At 70.9% G+C, this 21463-nt stretch carries 17 protein-coding genes and 1 pseudogene; 7 read left to right on the forward strand and 11 right to left on the reverse strand.

The window, feature by feature from the left end; all coding sequences use genetic code 11:
* Window positions 1-105 precede the first annotated feature (105 nt).
* On the reverse strand, window positions 106-675 hold the full coding sequence (locus ACIA73_RS25635) for a YceI family protein (RefSeq protein WP_399441030.1): 570 nt from the start codon (window positions 673-675) through the stop codon (window positions 106-108).
* A gap of 100 nt (window positions 676-775) precedes the next feature.
* Here ACIA73_RS25635 and ACIA73_RS25640 point away from each other — a divergent pair, with 100 nt between their 5' ends.
* Window positions 776-1633: a helix-turn-helix transcriptional regulator gene (locus ACIA73_RS25640; protein WP_399441031.1), complete on the forward strand. Its 858-nt coding sequence runs from the start codon at window positions 776-778 to the stop codon at window positions 1631-1633.
* 9 nt (window positions 1634-1642) lie between these two features.
* Here the strand turns inward: ACIA73_RS25640 and ACIA73_RS25645 are convergent, their stop codons facing one another.
* The 4 genes from ACIA73_RS25645 to ACIA73_RS25660 are packed head-to-tail and all read right to left on the reverse strand — an operon-like array spanning window position 1643 to window position 6643.
* Entirely contained in the window at window positions 1643-3160 is a 1518-nt protein-coding gene (locus ACIA73_RS25645) for an acyl-CoA synthetase (RefSeq protein WP_399441032.1), read from the reverse strand.
* Window positions 3161-3218: 58 nt separating this feature from the next.
* Entirely contained in the window at window positions 3219-3965 is a 747-nt protein-coding gene (locus ACIA73_RS25650) for a succinate dehydrogenase/fumarate reductase iron-sulfur subunit (protein ID WP_399441033.1), read from the reverse strand.
* A complete protein-coding gene (locus tag ACIA73_RS25655) occupies window positions 3962-5911 on the reverse strand; it encodes a fumarate reductase/succinate dehydrogenase flavoprotein subunit (protein WP_399441034.1) in 1950 nt (649 codons plus the stop codon). The genes ACIA73_RS25650 and ACIA73_RS25655 overlap by 4 nt, the downstream gene beginning before the upstream one ends.
* Before the next feature lie 3 nt (window positions 5912-5914).
* Window positions 5915-6643 carry a succinate dehydrogenase cytochrome b subunit gene (locus ACIA73_RS25660; RefSeq protein ID WP_399441036.1) on the reverse strand — a complete coding sequence of 243 codons (729 nt, stop codon included), beginning with the start codon at window positions 6641-6643 and terminating at the stop codon, window positions 5915-5917.
* 97 nt (window positions 6644-6740) lie between these two features.
* On the opposite strand from ACIA73_RS25660, the gene ACIA73_RS25665 reads away from it, so the two are divergent.
* The gene (locus ACIA73_RS25665) at window positions 6741-7622 is read left to right on the forward strand and encodes a LysR family transcriptional regulator (RefSeq protein WP_399441039.1); all 882 of its coding nucleotides are present in this window, start codon (window positions 6741-6743) and stop codon (window positions 7620-7622) included.
* 78 nt (window positions 7623-7700) lie between these two features.
* Here ACIA73_RS25665 and ACIA73_RS25670 read toward each other — a convergent pair whose 3' ends face one another.
* The 3 genes from ACIA73_RS25670 to ACIA73_RS25680 form a co-directional block, all read right to left on the reverse strand.
* Window positions 7701-9812, reverse strand: coding sequence for a putative bifunctional diguanylate cyclase/phosphodiesterase (locus ACIA73_RS25670; protein WP_399441096.1), 2112 nt, complete (start codon window positions 9810-9812; stop codon window positions 7701-7703).
* Window positions 9813-10036: 224 nt separating this feature from the next.
* Window positions 10037-10849: an SAM-dependent methyltransferase gene (locus tag ACIA73_RS25675; protein ID WP_399441040.1), complete on the reverse strand. Its 813-nt coding sequence runs from the start codon at window positions 10847-10849 to the stop codon at window positions 10037-10039.
* A gap of 311 nt (window positions 10850-11160) precedes the next feature.
* Complete coding sequence (locus ACIA73_RS25680; RefSeq protein ID WP_399441043.1) at window positions 11161-12132, reverse strand: SCO0930 family lipoprotein; 972 nt, start codon at window positions 12130-12132, stop codon at window positions 11161-11163.
* Window positions 12133-13027: 895 nt separating this feature from the next.
* Here ACIA73_RS25680 and ACIA73_RS25685 point away from each other — a divergent pair.
* From ACIA73_RS25685 to ACIA73_RS25700, 4 genes and pseudogenes are all read left to right on the forward strand, one after another.
* Entirely contained in the window at window positions 13028-13792 is a 765-nt protein-coding gene (locus tag ACIA73_RS25685) for a hypothetical protein (protein WP_399441045.1), read from the forward strand.
* Between the two features lie 219 nt (window positions 13793-14011).
* Entirely contained in the window at window positions 14012-14317 is a 306-nt protein-coding gene (locus tag ACIA73_RS25690) for a cupin domain-containing protein (RefSeq protein WP_399441046.1), read from the forward strand.
* Window positions 14311-14631, forward strand: a pseudogene (locus tag ACIA73_RS25695) (hypothetical protein); the annotation flags it as partial. The gene ACIA73_RS25690 and the pseudogene ACIA73_RS25695, both read left to right, overlap by 7 nt.
* A gap of 110 nt (window positions 14632-14741) precedes the next feature.
* Window positions 14742-15347: a hypothetical protein gene (locus ACIA73_RS25700; protein WP_399441047.1), complete on the forward strand. Its 606-nt coding sequence runs from the start codon at window positions 14742-14744 to the stop codon at window positions 15345-15347.
* A 103-nt stretch (window positions 15348-15450) separates the two neighbouring features.
* Here the strand turns inward: ACIA73_RS25700 and ACIA73_RS25705 are convergent, their stop codons facing one another.
* The gene (locus ACIA73_RS25705; RefSeq protein WP_399441048.1) at window positions 15451-15930 is read right to left on the reverse strand and encodes a hypothetical protein; all 480 of its coding nucleotides are present in this window, start codon (window positions 15928-15930) and stop codon (window positions 15451-15453) included.
* A gap of 400 nt (window positions 15931-16330) precedes the next feature.
* Here ACIA73_RS25705 and ACIA73_RS25710 point away from each other — a divergent pair, with 400 nt between their 5' ends.
* Window positions 16331-16990, forward strand: coding sequence for a class F sortase (locus ACIA73_RS25710; RefSeq protein ID WP_399441049.1), 660 nt, complete (start codon window positions 16331-16333; stop codon window positions 16988-16990).
* A gap of 73 nt (window positions 16991-17063) precedes the next feature.
* Here ACIA73_RS25710 and ACIA73_RS25715 read toward each other — a convergent pair whose 3' ends face one another.
* Entirely contained in the window at window positions 17064-17909 is an 846-nt protein-coding gene (locus ACIA73_RS25715) for a polysaccharide deacetylase family protein (protein WP_399441050.1), read from the reverse strand.
* A 115-nt stretch (window positions 17910-18024) separates the two neighbouring features.
* Window positions 18025-21324, reverse strand: coding sequence for a bifunctional lysylphosphatidylglycerol synthetase/lysine--tRNA ligase LysX (lysX, locus tag ACIA73_RS25720; RefSeq protein ID WP_399441051.1), 3300 nt, complete (start codon window positions 21322-21324; stop codon window positions 18025-18027).
* Window positions 21325-21463: the final 139 nt, after the last annotated feature.

Below are 21463 nucleotides of genomic sequence, written 5' to 3' on the forward strand. Positions count from 1 at the left end.
GCGCTCGCCTCGCGCCGCCCGCCCGGGCGCGCGGGGGGCGGGCGGCCCCGGGGGGCGCCCCCCCCCCCCCCCCCCCCCCCCCCCCCCCCTCCCCCGTCAGTGCCCTTACTCCCCCGCCTGCGGCTCCACGAACTGCGCGTCGATCTGGATCTTCACCGCATCGCCGAGCATCGCGTCCGCCGCCCCGAAGTTCAGCCCGAAGTCGCTGCGCCGGATCTGCCCCTGCGCCTCGAACCCGGCGTGCCTGCTCCCGAACGGAGTCTCCACCAGGCCACCGAACTCCACCTCGAACGACACCTCCCGGGTGACGTCCCCGATGGTCAGTTCGCCCTCCAGGGTCCACTCCTCGCCCTCGCCGTGCGCACCGGTCGAACGGAAGGTCATGGTCGGACGCTTCTCGACGTCCAGCAGGTCGGAGGCCCGCACGTGGGCGTCGCGGGTCTCGTTGCCGGTGTCGATGGAGGCGAGGGCCACGGTTGCGTGCACGGCGCTCTCCTTCAGCGTCGTACCGACGACGAGCGCCGATTCCACCTCGGCGAAGCGGCCCCGCACCTTGGAGATGCCCAGGTGGCGGATGGTGAAGGAGACGGAGGAGTGAGCGGTGTCGAGCTCCCAGCGGCCGGTGGTCAGCGGGAGGAGCGGGGCGAGGGGCGTGGTCTGTGCATCAGTGGTCATGTCTCCAACCTGAGGGATGCGCCGCGGCGGAGGAAGACCGGCCCGAGGGTAGTAGTGGGAGGGCCACCCTCCGGTCCGGGCCTGGGGATACGATCCGGGGGTGAGCGACAACGAACTGGGCGCCTTCCTGCGCGCCCGTCGGGAAGCGGTGACCCCCTCCGAGGTCGGGCTGCCCGAGGGCCCACGGCGCCGCACGCCAGGCCTGCGCCGGTCCGAGCTGGCCACCCTCTCGGGCATCAGCATCGAGTACCTCACCCGCCTCGAACAGGGCCGGGACCGCAACCCGTCCCCGCAGGTCCTGGCCGCACTCGCCGACGCGTTGCGGCTCTCCGGCGAGACCCGCCTCCATCTGGGCCGACTGCTCAAGCACACCAACGACCACAAGCTCCTGTGCCCGGCCGCGGAGACCCCCGTGCGTCATGTCCGGCCCACCGTGCAGGCGCTCCTGGACCAGCTGGACCCCGCGCCGGCCGTCCTGGTCAACCGGCTGAGCGAGGTCATCGCCTGCACTTTTGGCTACGAGCGTCTGGCGGGCCCGGTGGGCCTGCTCGACGGGGAGCGGCCGAGCCTCCTGCGGTACGTGTTCACCGACCCCCGCGCCCGTGAGACCTACCCCGACTGGAGCCGGGTCGCCGACACGCAGTTCGCCATGGCCGGCTTCGACCTGGCGCGCGACGACCCCCATGTCTCGCACCTGGCCGACGAGTTGACGGTGACCGCCGGAACGGAGTTCACGGACCGGCTGGCCGCGTCGCCCCGACTCCCCGTCCGCAGCGGGGTCGAGCGCTTCGTCCACCCGGACTCGGGCGAGCTGCGCCTGGCGTACGAGACCCTGGACCTGCCCGACGCCGACGGTCAGCGGCTGCTGGTCCACCTGCCGGGCGACGAGACCACGGCGGCGTCCCTGGACCGGCTCACCGGGCGCAGGCCGGGTGCGCTGCGCGCGGTGAACGGCTGACTCTGCCCATCAGGGCCAATAGGCCTGCCTGAGTGCCGACTTGGCCAGTTTCCCGGTCGGAGTGCGCGGCAGTGCCTCCGTGAAGTCGACGGTGCGCGGCGCTTTGTAGCGCGCGATCCGCGCCCGTACGAACTCCAGTATCTCGGCGGCGAGTTCGGGGCCCGACCGCACCCCCTCCTCCACCTGGACGATCGCCTTGACCGCCTCGCCCATCTCGGCGTCAGGCACCCCGATCACGGCCGCGTCCGCGACCTTCGGGTGGAGGACGAGGCAGTCCTCGGCCTCCTGCGGGTAGACGTTCACCCCACCCGAGATGATCATGAATGCCCTGCGGTCGGTGAGGAAGAGGTAGCCGTCCTCGTCGACGTGCCCGATGTCCCCCGTGGTGGTCCAGTTCGGGTGATCGGGGTGCTGGGCCTCGCGGGTGCGGCCGTCGTCGTTGTGGTAGCGGAAGGGGAGTTCCTCGCGCTCGAAGTAGATCGTCCCGGTCTCGCCGGCGGGCAGCAGCCCGCCGTCCGGGCCGCAGACGCGCAGTTCACCGAGGAGTCCGGCGCGGCCGACGGAGCCGGGTTTGGCGAGCCATTCCTCGGGGCCGATGAAGGTGATGCCGTTGCCTTCGGTCGAGCTGTAGTACTCGTACAGGACAGGCCCCCACCACTCCATCATCCGCCGCTTGACCTCGACGGGACACGGTGCGGCGGCGTGCACGGCGACCTTCAGGGACGACAGGTCGTAGCGCTCCCGCACCTCGGGCGGGAGCTTCAGCAGCCGTACGAACATGGTCGGCACCCACTGTGCGTGCGTCACCCGGTGCTTCTCGATCGCGGCGAGCGCGCCCTCGGCGTCAAAGGCGTCCATCAGCACGACGGTGCCGCCGGTGGCGGTGACCACGCCGCAGAAGCGGAGCGGGGCCGCATGGTAGAGGGGCGCGGGGCAGAGGTAGACGGAATCGGCGGCGAAGCCGTACATGGCGGTGAACAGCGGGACGTAGAGGGCGGGCGACCGGCGTACGTCGCCGTCGGAGAGATCGCCCTGGATGCCCTTGGGGCGGCCGGTGGTTCCGGAGGAGTAGAGCATGTCGGCGCCGATGGGCTGGTGGGCCGGAGGCTCGGGCGACGCCCCGGCGAGGGCCTTCTCGTAGGAGCCGAGTTCCTGCCCGTACTCCAGCCGAAGCGTGGCACGTGTCACCAGTCTGTTGACGTCGACGGCGAGCTGCCCGAGCTCCGTCGAGGTGATGAGAGCGGTCGCCCCGCAGTCCTCGACGATGTACGCGGCTTCCTCGGCGGTGAGGTGGTGGTTGACGGCGGTGAGGTAGAGCCCCGAGCGCATGGCCGCCCAGTAGACCTCCAGCATGCGCGGGTCGTTGCCGGAGAGGAGGGCGAGGTGGTCGCCCCGGCGCAGCCCGGCGGCGTGCAGGTGGTTCGCCAGCCGCAGTGAGCGCTCTTCGAGTTGTCCGTACGTGAGGGTCCGGCCGCCGTCTGCCGTGACGACGGCCGGATGCGCTGGGTCGTACGCTCCCGGATACATGAAGGGGAAAATACCCGGGTTTTGACGGTACGTCAGGAGGCTTGCGCGGACTCCCTGTTCAGCGCCCGGACTTCCGGCTGGCCCGCAGCCATTCCTTGTTCATGGCCGCGATGGACGGCAGCGGGATCCCCTTCGGGCAGGCGGTGGCGCACTCCCCCGCCAGGGTGCAGCCGCCGAAGCCCTCGTCGTCCATCTGCGCGACCATGTCCAGGACGCGGGTCTCGCGTTCGGGAGCCCCCTGCGGCAGGACGTTGAGATGGTTGATCTTCGCCGAGGTGAACAGCATCGCCGAGCCGTTGGGGCAGGCGGCGACGCAGGCCCCGCAGCCGATGCACTCGGCGTGCTCGAAGGCGAAGTCGGCGTCGGCCTTGGGCACGGGCGTGGCGTGGGCCTCGGGTGCGGCGCCGGTCGGCACGCTGACGTATCCGCCGGCCTGGATGATCCGGTCGAACGCGGACCGATCCACCACGAGGTCCTTGACGACGGGGAAGGCGGAGGCCCGCCACGGCTCGACGTCGATGGTGTCGCCGTCGGAGAAGGACCGCATGTGGAGCTGACAGGTGGTGGTGCGTTCGGGGCCGTGGGCGTCGCCGTTGATGACCAGGGAGCAGGCTCCGCAGATGCCTTCGCGGCAGTCGTGGTCGAAGGCGACGGGGTCGTCGCCCTTCAGGATCAGCTCCTCGTTGAGGGTGTCGAGCATTTCGAGGAACGACATGTCCTCGGAGATGCCGTCGACGTCGTAACGCGCCATCTCCCCGGGGGTGTCGGGGTTCTTCTGGCGCCAGACGCGCAGGGTGAGCCTCATGCGTAGCTCCGCTGGGTGGGGTGGACGTACTCGAAGACGAGGTCTTCCTTGTGCAGGACCGGAGCGCTTCCGGTGGCGGTGTGCTCCCAGGCGGCGGCGTACGAGAAGCGTTCGTCGTCGCGGGCGGCCTCGCCGTCCGGGGTCTGGGACTCCTCGCGGAAGTGGCCGCCGCAGGACTCCTCGCGGTGCAGGGCGTCGAGGCACATCAGCTCGGCGAGTTCCAGGTAGTCGACGATGCGGTTCGCCTTCTCCAGGGACTGGTTGAACTCCTCCCCCGCACCGGGGACCTTGATCCGCCGCCAGAACTCCTCGCGGATCTCCGGAATCCGGTCGAGGGCCTTGCGCAGACCCTCCTCGGTGCGGGCCATGCCGCAGAACTCCCACATCAGCTCACCGAGTTCGCGGTGGAAGGAGTCGGGAGTGCGGTCGCCGTCGACGGCCAGCAGCCGCTCGATGCGCTGCTCCGTCTCCCGTACGACCTCGATCGCCGCCGGGTGGGAGGCGTCGACCGGGTCCTGTGCGGCGTGCCGGGCCAGGTAGTCGTTGATGGTGGCCGGGAGGACGAAGTACCCGTCGGCCAGACCCTGCATCAGCGCGGAGGCGCCGAGTCGGTTCGCCCCGTGGTCGGAGAAGTTGGCCTCGCCGACGGCGAACAGGCCCGGGACCGTGGTCTGGAGGTCGTAGTCGACCCACAGTCCGCCCATCGTGTAGTGCACGGCGGGGTAGATCCGCATGGGCGTCTCGTACGGGTCCTCGGCGGTGATCCGCGCGTACATGTCGAAGAGGTTGCCGTACTTCTCCTCGACGGCGCCCCGGCCCATCCGGGCGATGGCGTCCGCGAAGTCCAGGTAGACCCCCTGCCCGCCGGGGCCCACTCCCCTGCCCTCGTCGCAGACGTTCTTGGCGGCGCGCGAGGCGATGTCACGGGGGACGAGGTTGCCGAAGGAGGGGTAGATGCGCTCCAGGTAGTAGTCGCGCTCCGCCTCGGGGATCTCGCGGGCGGGCCGGGTGTCGCCCTGGGCCCTGGGTACCCAGATGCGGCCGTCGTTGCGCAGCGACTCGCTCATCAGGGTCAGCTTGGACTGGTGGTCGCCGGTGCGCGGGATGCAGGTGGGGTGGATCTGGGTGAAGCAGGGGTTGGCGAAGTACGCGCCGCGCCGGTGGGCGCGCCAGATCGCGGTGGCGTTGGAGTTCATGGCGTTCGTCGACAGGTAGAAGACGTTGCCGTACCCGCCCGAGGCGAGGACGACGGCGTCCGCGAAGTACGTGTCGATCTTCCCGGTGATCAGGTCGCGGGCCACGATGCCGCGCGCCTTCCCGTCCACCACGACGAGATCCAGCATCTCGGTGCGCGGATGCATCTCCACGTTCCCGGCGGCGATCTGCCGCGACAGCGCCTGGTAGGCCCCGAGCAGGAGCTGCTGCCCGGTCTGGCCGCGTGCGTAGAAGGTCCGCGACACCTGTACGCCGCCGAAGGAGCGGGTGTCGAGCAGGCCGCCGTACTCCCGCGCGAAGGGCACTCCCTGCGCCACGCACTGGTCGATGATCTCCACCGAGATCTGCGCGAGCCGGTGCACGTTCGACTCCCGTGCCCGGAAGTCGCCGCCCTTGACCGTGTCGTAGAAGAGGCGGTGGATGGAGTCGCCGTCGTTGCGGTAGTTCTTGGCGGCGTTGATGCCGCCCTGGGCGGCGATGGAATGCGCACGGCGCGGCGAGTCCTGGTAGCAGAACTGGACGACGTGATAGCCCTGTTCGGCGAGCGTGGCACCCGCAGCGCCGCCCGCCAGGCCGGTGCCGACGACGATGACGGTGTGCTTGCGGCGGTTGGCCGGGTTGACGAGTTTGGCCTCGAAGCGGCGGGTGTCCCAGCGTTCGGCGACCGGGCCCGACGGGGCCTTGGTGTCGGCGAGCGGGTCGCCGACCGCGTAATCCACGTACGAACTCATCACTCAGCCCACCAATCCGGTCATGACCGCGACCGGTACGGAGAGGAAGCCCACGGTCAGCGCCAGGGCGAGGAGGTTGGCCAGCGCCTTCAGCAGGCGCTCGCGGGTGGCGTTGCCGACGCCGAGGGTCTGTGCGGCGCTCCAGAAGCCGTGCCGTACGTGCAGGCCGACGGCGAGCATCGCCACGATGTAGATGGTGTTGCCGTACCAGTTGGAGAAGGTCGCGACGACGTTCTCGTACGGCTTCCCGGTCTGCGCGTTGTCGTTGACCGTGAGCAGGGTCAGGTCCAGCAGGTGCCAGACGATGAACAGCAGCAGGATGACGCCGCCCCAGCGCATGGTGCGCGTCGCATAGCCGGCGCGCTTGCGCTTGTGGACGTACGCCGTCGGCCTGGCCCGGATGTCGCGGCGGCTGAGCTGGTACGCGGAGACCGCGTGCAGTACGACGGCGGCGACCAGCACCACGCGCACGATCCACAGCGCCCACTCGTAGTGCAGCACCGGTTCGCCCATGGTGCGCAGCCAGTGCGCGTAGCCGTTGAACTCGTCCGTCCCGAAGAAGATCTTCAGGTTCCCGATCATGTGGGCCACCAGGTAGCCGAGCATGATCAGCCCGCTGACGGCCATCACCGTCTTCTTGCCGACGGTCGATCCCCAGAAGCTGTGCCGGGGCCGCCGTGCACGCCCCACGGGCGGTTTTCGATCGCTGTCCTGCCGCGTTGCCAGAGCCATGAATCAAGACGCTAGGGCCGAAAGACCCCAGAGGTCCAAGACATGGTGCGGCTCAAGTCCATAGGTGTTTCCTATCGACCCCGCTTATCCTGGGATCATGCAGTTCCAACAGCTCCGCTATTTCGTCGCCGTCGCCGAGTCCCGGCACTTCACCCGCGCCGCCGAGGAGCTGCATGTGGCGCAGCCCTCGCTCTCCCAGCAGATTCGCGCGCTCGAACGGGAACTGGGTGCCGACCTCTTCACCCGCGCCCGCGGCAACATCGCCCTGACCGACGCCGGCGAGGCCCTCCTTCCCCTCGCCCGCCGCATCCTCGCCGACACCGACACCGCCCGCCACGAGGTCCAGGAGCTCGCCCAGCTCCGCCGCGGCCGGGTCCGGCTGGGCGCCACCCCCAGCCTCTGCACCGGCCTGCTGCCCGAGGTGCTGCGCACCTTCCACGACGCCCATCCCGGCATCCATCTCCTGATCGAGGAGAGCGGTTCCCACGACCTGGTACGCGAGCTGGCCCGCGGCGCACTCGACCTCGCCCTGGTGGTCCTCCCGCTCCCCACCCCCTCCCCGGCCCTCACCACCGTCGAACTCCTCCACGAGGACCTGGTCGTGGTCTCCTCCCCGGCCGCCCGCGCCCCGCGCCACCCGGTCCGCGTCACCGACCTGCGCGACACCCCGATGGTGATGTTCCGCCACGGCTACGACCTGCGCGAACTGACCGTCGCCGCCTGCCGCAACGAGGGCTTCGAGCCGACCTTCACGGTGGAGGGCGGCGAAATGGACGCGGTCCTGGGATTCGTCCGGGCCGGGCTCGGGGTGGCGGTGGTGCCGCGCATGGTGGCCGAGCGCACCGGGACGGGACTGCGGGTGACCCCGCTGGCCAGGCCGGGGCTGCGCCGGACCATCGCACTGGCCCACCGGAGCGATGTGGCGCCGCCCCGGGCCGCGCGGGAGCTGCAGCGGGTGCTGGTGGAGGCGCACGCCTGAGAGTGCCCGGCCGACAGGACCGGACAGGCTCGGAGGGACCGGGACCGTGTGGCCCCGGCCCCTCCGTGGCCGTACCTCTCAGATCGCGTCCGTCAGCGCCAGCGCGTGGATCCGGTCCGGGGCGCCCGGCCTGGCGTAGTACCAGCCCTGTGCGGTGTCGCAGCCCAGCTCGCGGAGCTGGTCGGCCTGGGCGGCGGTTTCGACGCCCTCGACGGTGACCGCGAGTTCCAGGCTGTGGGCGAGGGAGACGATCCCTTCGACGATCTTGACGTCGACCGGGTCGGCGGGCAGTCGCTGCATGCCGAGGGTGAAGGACCGGTCGAGCTTGAGGACGCTCACCGGGAGGCGGCGCAGGTTGGCGAGGTTGGAGTAGCCGGTGCCGAAGTCGTCGAGGGCGATGTCGACGCCCATCTCGGCGAGCTGGCGCAGTGGCTTGAGGAGGTCCTCGTCGGCTCCTATCAGAGCGGACTCGGTGACTTCGAGGCACAGCGCGCCGGGTGCGAGGCCGGCTCGTTCCAGGACCTCCACCGTGTCGGCGACGAGGCCGGGGTGGTGGAGCTGGGTGGGCGAGAGGTTGACGTTGATGCGCAGCGGGCCGCCGTCGGCGTGCTTCTGCTGCCAGAAGCGGGCCTGGCGTACGGACTCCTCAAGGACCCACTTGCCGAGCGGCACGATCAGGCCGGTGTGCTCGGCGAGCGGGATGAAGCGGTCCGGGCCCAGGACACCGTGCTGGGGGTGGCTCCAGCGGACCAGGGCCTCGGCGCCGTGGACGCTGCCGTCGCCGAGGTGGACCAGTGGCTGGTACTCGATGAAGAACTCGCCGCGCTCCAGGGCGGCGGGCAGGGCGTGGGTGAGGCCGTGGCGGGTGATGGCCCGCTGATCGGCCTCGGCGTCGGCGAACTCGAAACGGTTGCCGCCCGCGGACTTGGCCCGGTACATGGTGATGTCGGCGCTGCGCAGCACGTCGGCGGGGCCGCGGTCGGCGGCGGGTCCCTCGACGATGCCGATGGAGCCGCGCACGGTGATCTCGCGGCCCTCCAGGTGGATGGGGGTGGACAGCGCGGACATTATCCGGGCGGCCAGATCGTCGACCTCGGCGCGGGTGTCGGGTCCGGTGGTGAGGGCGACGAACTCGTCGCCGCCGAGCCGGGCGACCATCTCGCCGGGGGCGGTGGCGCAGGACTGGAGGCGGTCGGCGACCTCGACCAGGAGGCGGTCGCCCGCGGAGTGGCCGAGGCTGTCGTTGACCGCCTTGAAGCCGTCCAGGTCGAGGTAGCAGAGGCCGAAGCGAGTGGCCCCGCCGGCCGAGAGTGCCTTCTCCAGGCGCTCGAAGAACAGGGTGCGGTTGGGCAAGCCGGTGAGTGCGTCGTGGGTGGCCTCGTACCGCAGCCGCAGATTGAGCAGGCGGCGCTCGGTGGTGTCCTCCATGAGCGCGAGCTGGTACTCGGGGCGGCCCTCGGCGTCGCGCAGCAGCGAAACGGTGAGGTTGGTCCACAGGACGGTGCCGTCGCCCCGGTAGAAGGCCTTCTCGCAGCGGTAGTGGTCGCGCTCGCCGCGCACCAACTCCTCGTACATCCGCCAGAGTTGGGCGGTGTCCTCGGGGTGGTCCCAGTCGCTGACCTTGCGTCCGCGGACCTGCGGGTCGAGCCCGCCGAACATCCGGGTCAGGGTCTCGTTGACCTCAAGGATGGTGCCGTCGAGGGCGGCGATACCGATGCCGACGGCGGCTCCCTCGAAGACCGCGCGGAAGCGTTCCTCGGTGGCGTGCAGGGCCTGCTGGGCGGAGCTGCGGGCGCTCAGTGCGGAGTTGGCGATGGCCTCCTGCTCGCGCAGGGTGCGCTCGCGCAGCTGCCGGGCGAACCCGGCGGAGAGCTGGTGCTGGAGGCGGGCGCAGCGGGCCCGGTACTCCTCGGCGTCGTACGCCGTCGGGTCGTCGGGCGTGCAGTAGAGCACCAGGTACGACTCGACGACGCCGAGCGTACGGATCAGCGCGTCGGGGTCGGTGCAGTGCGCGTCGACCAGGGTGGCCCCCACCCCGTGCGCGGGCGCCGGATCGAAGGGCCGCGCGTTCAGGGCCGTACCCAGCCGCCGGGCCAGCGGCAGCAGGAGCTCCTCGAACTCGGGGCGGGTGAGGGAGGTGGCGGTGGCCGGGAAGATCGCCCGGCTCCAGATCCGGGCGAACCGCCGGATCCGGTCCTCGGGGCCGTCCGGCGGGCCCTCGGCCGGTTGCCGTTGCGGCGGAGTGCCGGCGGCATCGGCCTCAGGCCCGGGGCCCTTGCCCTGCTGAAGGCCCTTGCCCTGCTGGGGCCCCTTGCTCTGCTGGGGGACCGCTCCGGAGCCGAGGCCCCGTGCCGTACCCGTCAGGCCGGCCGGTCCGCTCTCGCGTTCCCCGTCCGGTGCCTGCGCCTGAGCACTCACGCCTTGCGCCCCACCCCTGCGAAGCCCGAGAACGCGTACGGGTCCTCCTGCGCCACCGGGGTCTCGGGCCGCCACTCGGCCATCGGCACCAGGCCGGGGGCGACCATCTCGTACCCCTCGAAGAACCGGGCGACCTCGGCGTGCGAGCGCATGATCAGCGGGTTCTTGATCTGTTCGTACACCTCGACGGCGCCGCCCGCCCGGTCGGCGGTGACCGGCACTCCCTCGTACGAGGCGTGAGTGACGATCAGCATGCTGCCGGGAGCAAGGGCGTCGCGCAGGGCGGCGACGGCGGCGTACGGGTCTTCGGCGTCCTCGATGAAGTGCAGCACGGCGACCAGCAGCAGCGCCACCGGCCTTTCCAGGTCGAGGAGTTGACCGACCTCGGGGCTTTCGACGATGTCCTGGGGCTTGCGCAGGTCGGCGGCGACGACGGCGCTCAGTTCGTCGCCCTCCAGCACGGCCCGGCTGTGCGCGACGGCCACCGGGTCGTGGTCGACGTACACCACTCGGGCGCCGGGTTCGCCGGTCCTGGCGATCTCGTGGACGCTGCCGAAGGTGGGGATGCCGGAGCCGATGTCGAGGAACTGCGTGATGCCCTCGGACAGGGCGTGACGCACGGCGCGGCGCATCACCGCCCGGTTGGCCTGCATGATCTTGGGAAGCCCCGGCATGAACTCCATGGCCCGGCGGGCCGCTTCCCGGTCGACCTCGAAGTTGTGCGAACCGCCCAGGTAATAGTCGTAGATGCGGGACACACTGGGCATCGAGATGTCGATGCCCGGTGGTGCCCAGGCGGGACGCTCCATCAATGTCTCCCACAACTCGCCGCGCCGAATGCGGGCACGGTCCATGACCGTGCCCGGTGTTTGTTCGAGCCGAGGCTACTGATCCGCCGCCAGCGGGGCGAGCGAAAACGGAAATTGGGCGTCCGTTCTCCGTCACACCCCGGTGGCAAGTGCGTCCACACATGCGCCCGGCCCGTCATTCCCGAAGAGGTACGGGAACGACGGGCCGAACTTTATGAGCAACTTACCCCGGGCTCCTACTCGGGGGCCGCTGCGGGGCCGCCGGCGGGCGGGCGCGGGGCCCGGGGGCGGGCCGCTGTGGGTCCGGGCCGCTACTTCGGGGCGCCCACCAGCTTTCCCTGCGGGGAGACGGCGTACCAAGTGCCTCCCACTCCCTGCCCGTTGGTGTCCCCGGCCTTGCTGTCACCGGCGAAGGTGTACACCGGCCAGCAGTCGATGGTCTGCTGCTTGATCCCGTCGGGGCGGTTGAAGACGACGAAGCCCTTCTTGAGGATGCCCCGGGTGTCGTTCTTCGCCACCGGTGCGACGGCCGGCCACTTCTTCAGGCAGGCGCCGGTGCACGCGGACCTCATGGGCCAGGCGGAGTCCTTCTTGAAGCGGTAGACGGTACGTCCCTGGGAGTCGACGACGATCTGGCCGAGCTCGGGGTCCTCGCGCACGGACATCCCTGGCAGACCGGCCGGGGCATCGGGGGCATCGGGGGCGCCGGCCTCGGGCGCCGCCGCACCGGGTGCGGCCTTCTTGCCGTACGGCGCCGAGGCGAACCAAGTGCCGCCCACTCCCTGCCCGTTGAGGTCTCCGGCCTTGGTGTCCTTGGCGAAGCGGTACATCGGCCAGCCGCCGAGGGTGAGCTGCTTGGTGCCGTCGCCGCGGGTGACCGACCCAAGGGCGGAGGCATCCGTTCCGGAGGGGGCGGTGGTCCCGTCGGCGGGTACCACCGGCCAGGCCTTCGCACAGTCGCCGTCGCAATTCGACTGCGGCGGTTTCGCGGTGTCCTTGTCGAACCGGTAGAGGGTCCTGCCCGCGCCGTCGGTGACGATCCTGCCGAGCTTCTCGGTGTCCCGTACGGCGAGTCGTCCGCCGGCCTTGGGTGCGGCGGCGTTCGGGTCGCCGTACCCGTCGCCACTGCCGTACCCACCGTCCGCGGGTTGCCCGGCGGGGGCCGCGTCGCCGACGGACCGGGAGCCGGGGGTGCCGGATCCGTTGTCCTGCCCGCATGCCGTGGTCAGTGCCAGCACTGCTGCCGCCGTCACCACGAGCGAGGCGTTCCGCCAGCTGTTCATGTCGACTCCCGTTTCCCGAAGTTCCCGAAGGACCGTGTACGACGCGGTGCGCGTCGCTCATGGCCCTAGGTACGTGCGGGGGACACCGCCGTGTTCAACACGTGCGGAAAATTCTTTCGCCGGCCCCTCCCCCTCCGGCTCCCCTCTCCGGGCCCATCAGCGAGGACATTCGATCCCATCCCGAACGCAAATTCGGGAAAGTCTCACCCATCAGGGGAATCCCATACTTCTCCCGCGTGCCGCTCGTTGAGCAGACTCATGATGCCCCTCGTGTACGGATCACGCCGGAAACCCGGTCCGCTCCTCGTGCGGCTGCTGTTCTCGGCCGCCCTGTGCTGGCTGCTGGCCGGCTCGGTGCCCGCCTCGGCCGACAGCTGTGCCTACGCCAACCTCGGCGAGGACGGCGGGACGGCGGCGGTCGCGGTGGCGGGCGGCGACAACGCCCTCTGCCGGCCCGACCCCACCCCGCCTCCCCCGCCTCCCCCTTCCCCTCCGCCCCCCTCGGACCCGAAGCCACCGGACCCCGAACCGAAACCGAAGCCCCCGCCGCCGAAACCGGCCCCGCCCGCCCCCGACCCCGTACAAGCACATCCCGCACCCCCAGCACCACCGGCGCCACAACCCCCAGCAGCTCCCTTGCCGCCCTCACCCCCGCCCCCGTCCCCGCCCCCGACTCCACCACCACCTCCGCCCCCCTCCCCCTCAACGCACTCCACTCCCCCTCCCCCGAGAGCAATCGCCCTCCCCACCTACCGCAAGCCCGCCCGCAAACCCCCCAAGGGCCGCACCTCGATGCTCACCCTCACTCTCCTGATCACAGCACCCGCGGTCTTCGCCGTCGCGGTACTGCGTCCCCGTTCCTCCCGCTGATGCGGTCCCACCGACGGAGGTTCCCATGTCGGAATGGCTAGTTCTGAGCATCGCGATGGCCGCTGCCTGCGCGATCGTCCTCACCATCGTCGTCATCAACAACCGCAGAGTCGGAGAGGACGACGACCCCACCGAAACGCCTGACGTCCTCGAATACATGACGATGATGATCGGCGTGATCTACGCCATCGTCCTCGGCCTCGCCATCGCGGGCGTCTGGGAAGGACGCGGCGCCGCCCAGGAATCCGTACGCCAGGAAGCCCAGGCGCTCCACGAGGTCAGCGCCCGCGCCGAGGTCTACCCGGCCGACGTCCGCACGCGCATCCGCTCCGACATCGACGCCTACGTCACCTATGTCGTCGACACCGAGTGGCAGTACATGGCCGACCACGGCGCCGTCTCCGACCGCGGCGACGAACTCCTCGACCGCGTCCGCCACGACGTCACCCTCTACGCCCCCAGGACCGACCTCGAAGGCCAGGCGTACCAGCCACTCGTCGACCAGGTGGCCGCCGCCGACGACGCCCGCAACACCCGCGCCGAGAACACCGAAGCCACCATGCCGCTGATCGTCTGGTTCGGTCTCATCACCGGCGCCCTCATCACCATCGGCCTGATCTTCACCCTCCAAATCCGCCGCACCCCGAGAGAGTTGCTCCTCGCCGGGCTCTTCAGCGTCATGATCGCCTTCCTCCTCTTCCTCATCTGGGACCTCGACGCCCCCTTCGGACACGGCATCGCCGCCACCCCGGACCCCCTGGCCGACCTCCTCCCGGACACCGGCGACTGAGCCACCGGCACCTGAGACACCGGCCGAGGAGCGCTGCCGATTCCCCGCACCATCCGCCGGGAATCGGCAGCGCTCCTCCGCGACGTGCCTCTGATTCCAGCTTTTGCCGAACGGTCGACCACGGGCTGTTTCCGGCCGGGTAGCTTTCGGGGCATCCATTGATCTGTGTGCGGGGCCCGTTCAGGCAAGACCGACCGGGTCCCGGAGGAGGGGTGTGCCATGACTGCGGTCAACTTGACGGAAACGGCGGCCAATCTGCCGGCGGCATGGAGTTCCCGGGGGCTGGGCACGGTGGGGGCGGCCTGCGTGAAGGTACTGCGCATGGACGAGCTGCCGGTGGCGGAAGAGAGACACGGGGCTGCCGAAGCTCTCCTGGTCCTCGAAGGACGACTGGAGCTGGAGGTGGACGGCATGCCGGTGTCGGTTCGGGCGGGCGAGCTGTTCATGGTGGCGGCGGGAACTCCGCACGCGGTTCGCCCCGGAAGCCGGGGCGCGCTGGTGATCGTGGAACTGCCGGAGGAGTGACCGCCGTAGTGGTGAACGACCTGCTCGGCGGTGAACTGCTCCGGGAGAGGTTCATGCCGGCGGCACGCGGGTGGGCCACCACTGGTGGAACCGTCTGGTGCCTGCGTGCCGAGATCGACCTCGCCCGTGAGCAGTTCGGGCCGGAGGAGATCGTCACCGGAGGCACGGTCGTTCCCGGCCCGCCGGTGGCCGAGTGGCGCCGGCTCCGCGACGCGTAGGAGCTGCTCCGCGAGCTGGTCCTGGCGACGCTCCACCGGCCGGCTTTCGTGGAGGGCCAACCGAGGGACATCGGTACCCCGTTCGCGCGACTGTGATCGCGGGGCTCACCCGGCGCTCCTAGCGTTTCGGGTATCGAGGTGCATTTTTCCGATATGTGGGGAAATTCGTTCCGCCGCTGTGCTCCTCGGGGACCCGAAGGAGCATCATGAGCGCGATACGGCTGGCGGCCACCGCCGCGACAGTGGCCACTCTGGGATTCACCACCCTCACCGGCACATCGGCCTGGGCTGCGGACGGTGACAGCGGCCGCGCGGGGGCGGGGGCGGGCACCTCGTACGGATTCACCGTGACGCCCTCCACCACTGCCGCCGGTGGTCAGGTCACCCTTGCGGCCACCGGATGTCCGGGAGCCGCCACGGTCTCCTCGGCCGCCTTCGGCACCATGGTCGTGCAGCCGGGGCAGTCCGCCAGGGCGACGGTTAACCGGCAGGCCAGTCCGGGTGCGCTGTACGACGTGGCGTTCAGCTGCAACGGCACCAAGGGGTCGGTCGCGCTGACGGTCGCGGGCGGCAGCCTCCCGACGACCAGTTCGACCTCGCTTCCCTCCCGGACGACATCCGCCTCCCCCGTCACATCCGCCTCTCCCGTCACTTCCGCCTCACCGGTGCGAGGGGTGCGGGGTGGCCTCGGCGGGAGCATCGGCGAGGCGGACGGCACCCGGGTGGCCGGTGGAGCGGCGCTGGTGGCGATCGCCGCGGGCGGTGCGTTCTATGCGGTACGCCGCAGGGCGGCGAGCAGCCGCCGCCACTGAGAACCGTGTCCGAGCGGACACCACGCACGCCGGTGGGCCCGAGTCCTGTGGAGGGACTCGGGCCCACCGGCGTTGCACCCCGCGGTGTGTGAGGGGGGACGGGTCAGCTACGGCCGCTCGCCGCGTGGCGGCGGCGGGCGACGAAGAGGGCGCCGCCGAGTGCCGCTGAGGCGACCAGGCCGGCGCCGACCGCCACGTCCGTGTCACTGGGGCCGAGCGAGCCGCCGAGGCCGCCGTGCGCGCCGCGCCCGGCGAGCACGGTGAACTGGTGGGTGGCCACCATGGCGTTGTCGTTGCACTTCACGGCCAGGTTGTAGTGGCCGGGGGTGGCGTGGTTGTTGATCCGGGCCGACGCATACCCCTTTGAGCCCGCCGACAGGCTGGCCTGGGGGAAGGCGTTGGACGTCACCGTTCCGCCGTGGCCGCAGCCGGTCGCCGCGATCGAGATCGTGCTGCCCTGGTGAACCGAGTACGGGTTGACCGTGACATTGCCGGGGCCGTTGGTGGCGAAGGCGGTGGGGGCGGTGAGTCCGACCGCGGCGCAGGCGACCGCGGTCGCCGCGTAGGCGCGTGAAGCACGCATCGTAGAACCTCCATGGGAAGACGCTCCGGGGCGGTGCTCCGGCGAAATCGACGAGTACGCCTCCCATGACGAACCCTCACTTGGCCCTGCAAATACCGCATTTCGCACTGGGCCGGACCGGTGACGCCACACACCGTTCCGGTGGCCTCGAATCTGACGGACCCGCAGGTCACGGGGCGTCAGATGGCGTGCCGAAGATTTTGCGGGGCCTTGGCGCGGATGGGTCACGGAGGGTCTCGGGCGGCCCCCGGTACGGCTTTTGAGGGGGCGTCAGAAATCGCGGACGCCACCCGTTCGCCCTCCGTGCCTCGCCGCCGCATCGTCGCGCGCTTAGCGTCCGTAACAGACGGGCCCCTCCGTGCACGACCAGCGGGCCAGGCGCGATGAAGGGATCGGCAGAATGCGGCAGGAATGGCGCGGCGCGCACCCGAGGAAACGCTCGCCCTGGGGAGCGCTGGCGCTGGCGATGCTCACCGGGCTCGCCCTCATGCGCAACGGCAGTGACGTCGGCTTCGGCCCCCCGCAGCCCGCGTCCGCGGCCGCCAGGGACACCGGTTCCGACGGCCCGGCCGCCCCCCGGCAAACCGCCCAGGTGGCCGCACTCCCCTACGCCCCCGCCGCCCGGGTGCGTATCCCCTCGGTGAAGATCGACGCCCCCATGGTGGACGTCGGTCTCGACCAGGAGGGCTGGATCGAGGCTCCTCCCCCGCAGGACGCCAACCTGGCCGGCTGGTACCAGAACGGCATCGCCCCCGGTCAGCGCGGCACCTCCGTGGTCGTCGGCCATGTCGACAACTCCACGGGCCCGGCCGTCTTCTTCGGGCTGGGCTCGGTGAAGAAGGGCCAGCGGGTGGAGGTGGAACGCTTCGACGGACGTACCGCGGTCTTCGAGGTGTACGGGGTGGAGGTGTACGCCAAGGAGGACTTCCCCGGCGCCCGGGTCTACGGCGACACCGGACGCCCCGAGCTGCGGGTGATCACCTGCGGCGGCGGCTACTCCAAGGACAGCGGGTACGAGGGGAACGTGGTGGTCTTCGGCAGGCTGGTGGCCACCCGCTGAGAGCACGTGCCCCGGCACGGGTCGCGGGCGGCCACCCGCCGTGTGCACGGGCCGGGCGGGTGGCCGGCGCGGCTCAGGCGTTCGGAACGGTGATCCGGTAGCCCTGGTCGAGGAGTTCGGGGAGGTACGTGCGCAGGGCGCGGACACTCTGGGAGCGGTTGCCGCCCGCGTCGTGCGAGAGGACGACCACCCCGGGTCCCGCGCCCGCCCGGACCCGCCTGACGATGGTGGAGGTGCCCGGTTCGGTCCAGTCGAGGGTGTCGACGGTCCAGCCGAGCGGTTCCATCCCGAGGTCGGCGCCGATCTCGAAGGAGGCCCGGTTCCAGGCTCCGTAGGGGGCCCGGTACCAGCAGGGCGGCTCGCCCACCGTCTTCTCGACGATCTCGCTGGTGGAGCCCAGCTGGGAGCGGATCCGGGAGCGGGAGAGCTTGGGGATCAGGGGGTGCGACCAGGAGTGGTTGCCGATGACATGACCGTCGTCGGCCATTTCGCGCAGCAGGTCGGGGTTGTCGACGGCCATCTCGCCGCAGACGAAGAACATGGCGCGCACCCCGTGCCGGCGCAGGGTCTTCAGGATGTCCGGGGTGTAGTTCGGGTCGGGGCCGTCGTCGAAGGTGAGGACCATGGTGCGGCCGGGGGCGGCCATGGTGAGGAACGGTTTGCGCCGCACCGGTGGCCTGGCGGGTACGGACTTCGGCGGTGCGTGGGCGGTCATCGGGCGCAGCCGGTAGGCGGACGGCTTGAGCGGCGCCGACGCCTGCGGCGGGCCGGCCGCGGGCCGGGGTTTCGCGGGGGTGGGACCGACCGGTGACTCCGCGGGGTCGGCGGTCACCAGGTGCACGGTGGCAGCTGCTCCGAGGCAGGCGGCGAGCCGCAGCATCGCCCGGCGACCCGGAATCGACTGCTTGTCTTCTTTCATGACTAATGCCTCGCACGCGGAGGCGCGCGAGGCATTGATCAACACTTGGCAGGGGCCCTATTGCACCCGATGGAACTACCGGGCCCACCCCCGTGCGCGGGGGCGGGCCCGTCCGTCAGCGGCGCACCAGCGGGAACGGCAGCGTCTCGCGGATGGTGCGGCCGGTCAGGAACATGACCGTGCGGTCCACGCCGATGCCGAGGCCTCCGGTGGGCGGCATCGCGTACTCCAGCGCGTCCAGGAAGTCCTCGTCGACCTCCATGGCCTCCGGGTCGCCCCCGGCCGCGAGCAGCGACTGGGCCATCAGCCGGCGGCGCTGCTCGACCGGGTCGGTCAACTCCGAGTAGGCGGTGCCCAGTTCGGTCCCGAACGCGACCAGGTCCCAGCGCTCGGCGAGGCGCGGGTCCTTGCGGTGCTGGCGGGTGAGGGGCGAGACGTCGGTGGGGAAGTCCTTGTAGAAGGTGGGCAGCTTGGTCTGCTCCTCGACGAGTCGTTCGTACATTTCCAGGACGAGGTCGCCGCGGGTCTTCTCCGGGGTGTGCGGGACGCCGGAGCGGTCGCAGAGCCGGCGCAGCTCGGGTTCCTCGGTGTCGGCGTCGATCTCCTCGCCGAGGGCTTCGGAGAGGGCGCCGTAGACGGTCTTGACAGGCCAGGGGCCGGAGATGTCGTGCTCGACGATCTTGCCGTCGGTGTCCTGCTTGCGGGCGATCGGCGAGCCGAAGGCGGCGGTCGCGGCGCCCTGGATCAGCTCGCGGGTGAGGTCGAGCATCACGTCGTAGTCGGCGTAGGCCTGGTAGGCCTCCAGCATGGTGAATTCGGGGTTGTGCTTGTAGGAGACGCCTTCGTTGCGGAAGGTGCGGCCCATTTCGAAGACCTTCTCCATGCCGCCGACGCAGAGCCGCTTGAGGTACAGCTCGGGGGCGATGCGCAGGTAGAGGTCGAGGTCGTAGGCATTGATGTGGGTGGTGAAGGGGCGGGCGTTGGCGCCGCCGTGGATCTGCTGGAGCATCGGGGTCTCGACCTCCAGGTAGTCCCGGCCCAGCAGGCCCTGGCGCAGCCCCTGGACGACGGCCGAGCGGGCCCGCAGCACGTCGCGGGCGTCCGGGCTGGCCACCAGGTCGACGTAACGGCGCCGCACCTTCGCCTCGGGGTCGGTGAGGCCAAGGCGCTTGTCGGGCAGCGGGCGCAGGCACTTGCCGGTGAGCTGCCAGTCGGTGACGAAGAGGGTCAGCTCGCCGAGGTCGGTGGTGCCGACCTCGCCGGTGACCGAGACCAGGTCGCCGAAGTCGACGTGGGCGGTGAACCGGCCCAGCAGGTCGCTGCCGGAGCCGTCGCGGGTGAAGGCGATCTGGAGGTCGCCCGACCAGTCGCGCAGATCGGCGAAGACGACGCCGCCGAAGTCCCGGACGACCATGACGCGGCCGTTGACGGTGGCCCGTTCGCCGCTGCGGGTGCCGGGGGCGGCCGCCGGGTGGGCGGTGCGGATCGCGGCCAGCGTGTGGGTGGCGGCCGGGACACCGACGGGGTACGGGTCGGTGCCCTCGGCGCGCAGCTTGGTGAGCTTGCGGTGGCGGATGCGGATCTGCTCGGGCAGGTGCGCGGTGGGGTCGGCGTCGGCGTCGGTCGTGGTGCCGAGCAGGCCGAGTGCTTCGAGGGAGGGGAGGCCGGCGGTGCTGGCCGGGTTGGTGAAGGTACGTCGTGGGGCGTGCCCGCGGCCCCAGAGCTTGCGCAGGCTGGGGACGGCGACGAAGCCCTCCGCGATGCCGGAGGCGAGCGAGACCCGGGCGAGCGAACCGGCGTCGCCGTAGCAGAGGAAGCGGGGGTACCAGGCGGGCTGGTACTTGACGTTGGAGCGGTAGAGCGCCTCCAGCTGCCACCACTTGGAGAAGAACAGCAGCAGCCTGCGCCACAGCCGCAGCACAGGTCCGGCGCCGATCCGCGCACCCTCCTCGAAGGCGGAGCGGAACACCGCGAAGTTGAGGGAGATCCGGCGGATGCCCAGCTTGGGGACCTGGGCGCAGATCTCGGCGACCATGAACTCCATGACGCCGTTGGGCGCACTGCGGTCGCGGCGCATCAGGTCGAGCGAGATGCCGTCCTTGCCCCAGGGGACGAAGGACAGCAGCGCGATCAGCTTGCCGTCGGCGTCGAAGGCCTCGGCGAGCAGGCAGTCGCCGTCCTCGGGGTCGCCGAGCCGGTCCAGCGCCATGGAGAAGCCGCGCTCGGTCTCGGTGCCGCGCCAGGCGTCCGCACGGTCGATGATCTGCTCCATCTCCGCGTCGGAGAGTGCGGAGTGGCGGCGGATGCGGGTGGTGGCTCCGGTACGGCGGACCCGGTTGACGGCCTGGCGGGTGACGCGCATGTCCCGGCCGTCGAGGTCAAAGGCGGCGACGTCGAGGATGGCTTCGTCACCGAGCTGGATGGCACTGAGTCCGGCGCGGGCGAACGCGGTCGCGGCCTCTTCGGAGGCGCCCATCACGGCGGGGGCCCAGGCGTACCGCTTGGCCATCTCCAGCCAGGCTTCGATGGCCTGCGGCCAGGCCTCCTTGTCGCCGACCGGGTCGCCGGAGGCGAGCGAGACACCGGCCTCGACGCGGTAGGTGACGGCTGCCTTGCCGCTGGGAGCGAAGACGACGGCCTTGTCGCGGCGGGTGGCGAAGTAGCCGAGCGAGTCCTGCGCCCCGTACGCGGCGAGCAGCGCCCGGATGCGGGGCTCCTCGTCACCGTGCAGGGAGGCTTCCATGCGCTGCGAGCGGAACAGGGTGGCGGCGGCGGCCAGCAGGGCGAGCGCGCCGAAGAGGCCGAAGAGGAAGTACAGGAAGCGGGGGCCGTGGCCGTCGAACTCGCCGTACAGCACACCGCCGAAGACCCGGACGATCACCCAGGGCAGCCGGTCGCCCGCCACCAGGGTGCCGGGGAACAGTGAGATCAGCCCCCAGCCGACGAGCACCGCGGCCGCGAGCGAGGCGACCAGCACCCCGAGCGCCTTGCGGACCGCACCGTGCCGGGAGGCCGCGTAGAACTCCTTGCGGGCGAGGACGAGCACCGCCAGCGCCGCCAGGCACACGACCGTGGAGGCCAGCGCCTCCCAGTCCTCCAGCACGATGTAGAGGACATCGCCAACCAGCAGCAGGATCAGATAGCCGACGACCAGCCACCAGGCGACCTTCTTGCGCGCGCCGACCGCAGCGGCGAGCAGGAAGAAGAACACGGCGTACGCCAGGTTCGCGCTCACCGGGACGGTGAGGAACTCCAGCACATTGGTGACGGGACGCAGCAGTCTGCGCAGCGGCATGCTGATCGCGAGCAGGGCACAGTACAGACCGAGCAGACCGAAGAAGGTCGCGAAGCCGTCGGGCACCCTTGCGAGGAAACGGTTGCGGGTGGTGGGAGTCTCCTCCACGCTGACACTCATGAAGGGAACTCTAGGGAGCACCGGGCGCGGATGCTTCCCGGGGTAACGCCTTTCACCTGCGCGAGACCGCATTCCTGGCGGGTTCCGGGCCCTCCGGGGCGCTCGTTTCGGCCTGCGCGTCGCTCGGGATAACCTCCGC

The sequence above is a fragment of the Streptomyces sp. NPDC051561 genome (assembly GCF_044454195.1).
GTDB lineage: Bacteria > Actinomycetota > Actinomycetes > Streptomycetales > Streptomycetaceae > Streptomyces.

Excerpts from the sequence above, each read along its gene's own strand:
- ACIA73_RS25635 (WP_399441030.1), bottom strand. The coding sequence starts at position 675 with ATGACCACTGATGCACAGACCACGCCCCTCGCCCCGCTCCTCCCGCTG.
- ACIA73_RS25645 (WP_399441032.1), bottom strand. The coding sequence starts at position 3,160 with ATGTATCCGGGAGCGTACGACCCAGCGCATCCGGCCGTCGTCACGGCA.
- ACIA73_RS25650 (WP_399441033.1), bottom strand. The coding sequence starts at position 3,965 with ATGAGGCTCACCCTGCGCGTCTGGCGCCAGAAGAACCCCGACACCCCC.
- ACIA73_RS25655 (WP_399441034.1), bottom strand. The coding sequence starts at position 5,911 with ATGAGTTCGTACGTGGATTACGCGGTCGGCGACCCGCTCGCCGACACC.
- ACIA73_RS25660 (WP_399441036.1), bottom strand. The coding sequence starts at position 6,643 with ATGGCTCTGGCAACGCGGCAGGACAGCGATCGAAAACCGCCCGTGGGG.
- ACIA73_RS25665 (WP_399441039.1), top strand. The coding sequence starts at position 6,741 with ATGCAGTTCCAACAGCTCCGCTATTTCGTCGCCGTCGCCGAGTCCCGG.
- ACIA73_RS25675 (WP_399441040.1), bottom strand. The coding sequence starts at position 10,849 with ATGGAGCGTCCCGCCTGGGCACCACCGGGCATCGACATCTCGATGCCC.
- ACIA73_RS25680 (WP_399441043.1), bottom strand. The coding sequence starts at position 12,132 with ATGAACAGCTGGCGGAACGCCTCGCTCGTGGTGACGGCGGCAGCAGTG.
- ACIA73_RS25685 (WP_399441045.1), top strand. The coding sequence starts at position 13,028 with ATGTCGGAATGGCTAGTTCTGAGCATCGCGATGGCCGCTGCCTGCGCG.
- ACIA73_RS25690 (WP_399441046.1), top strand. The coding sequence starts at position 14,012 with ATGACTGCGGTCAACTTGACGGAAACGGCGGCCAATCTGCCGGCGGCA.
- ACIA73_RS25700 (WP_399441047.1), top strand. The coding sequence starts at position 14,742 with ATGAGCGCGATACGGCTGGCGGCCACCGCCGCGACAGTGGCCACTCTG.
- ACIA73_RS25705 (WP_399441048.1), bottom strand. The coding sequence starts at position 15,930 with ATGCGTGCTTCACGCGCCTACGCGGCGACCGCGGTCGCCTGCGCCGCG.
- ACIA73_RS25710 (WP_399441049.1), top strand. The coding sequence starts at position 16,331 with ATGCGGCAGGAATGGCGCGGCGCGCACCCGAGGAAACGCTCGCCCTGG.
- ACIA73_RS25715 (WP_399441050.1), bottom strand. The coding sequence starts at position 17,909 with ATGAAAGAAGACAAGCAGTCGATTCCGGGTCGCCGGGCGATGCTGCGG.
- lysX (WP_399441051.1), bottom strand. The coding sequence starts at position 21,324 with ATGAGTGTCAGCGTGGAGGAGACTCCCACCACCCGCAACCGTTTCCTC.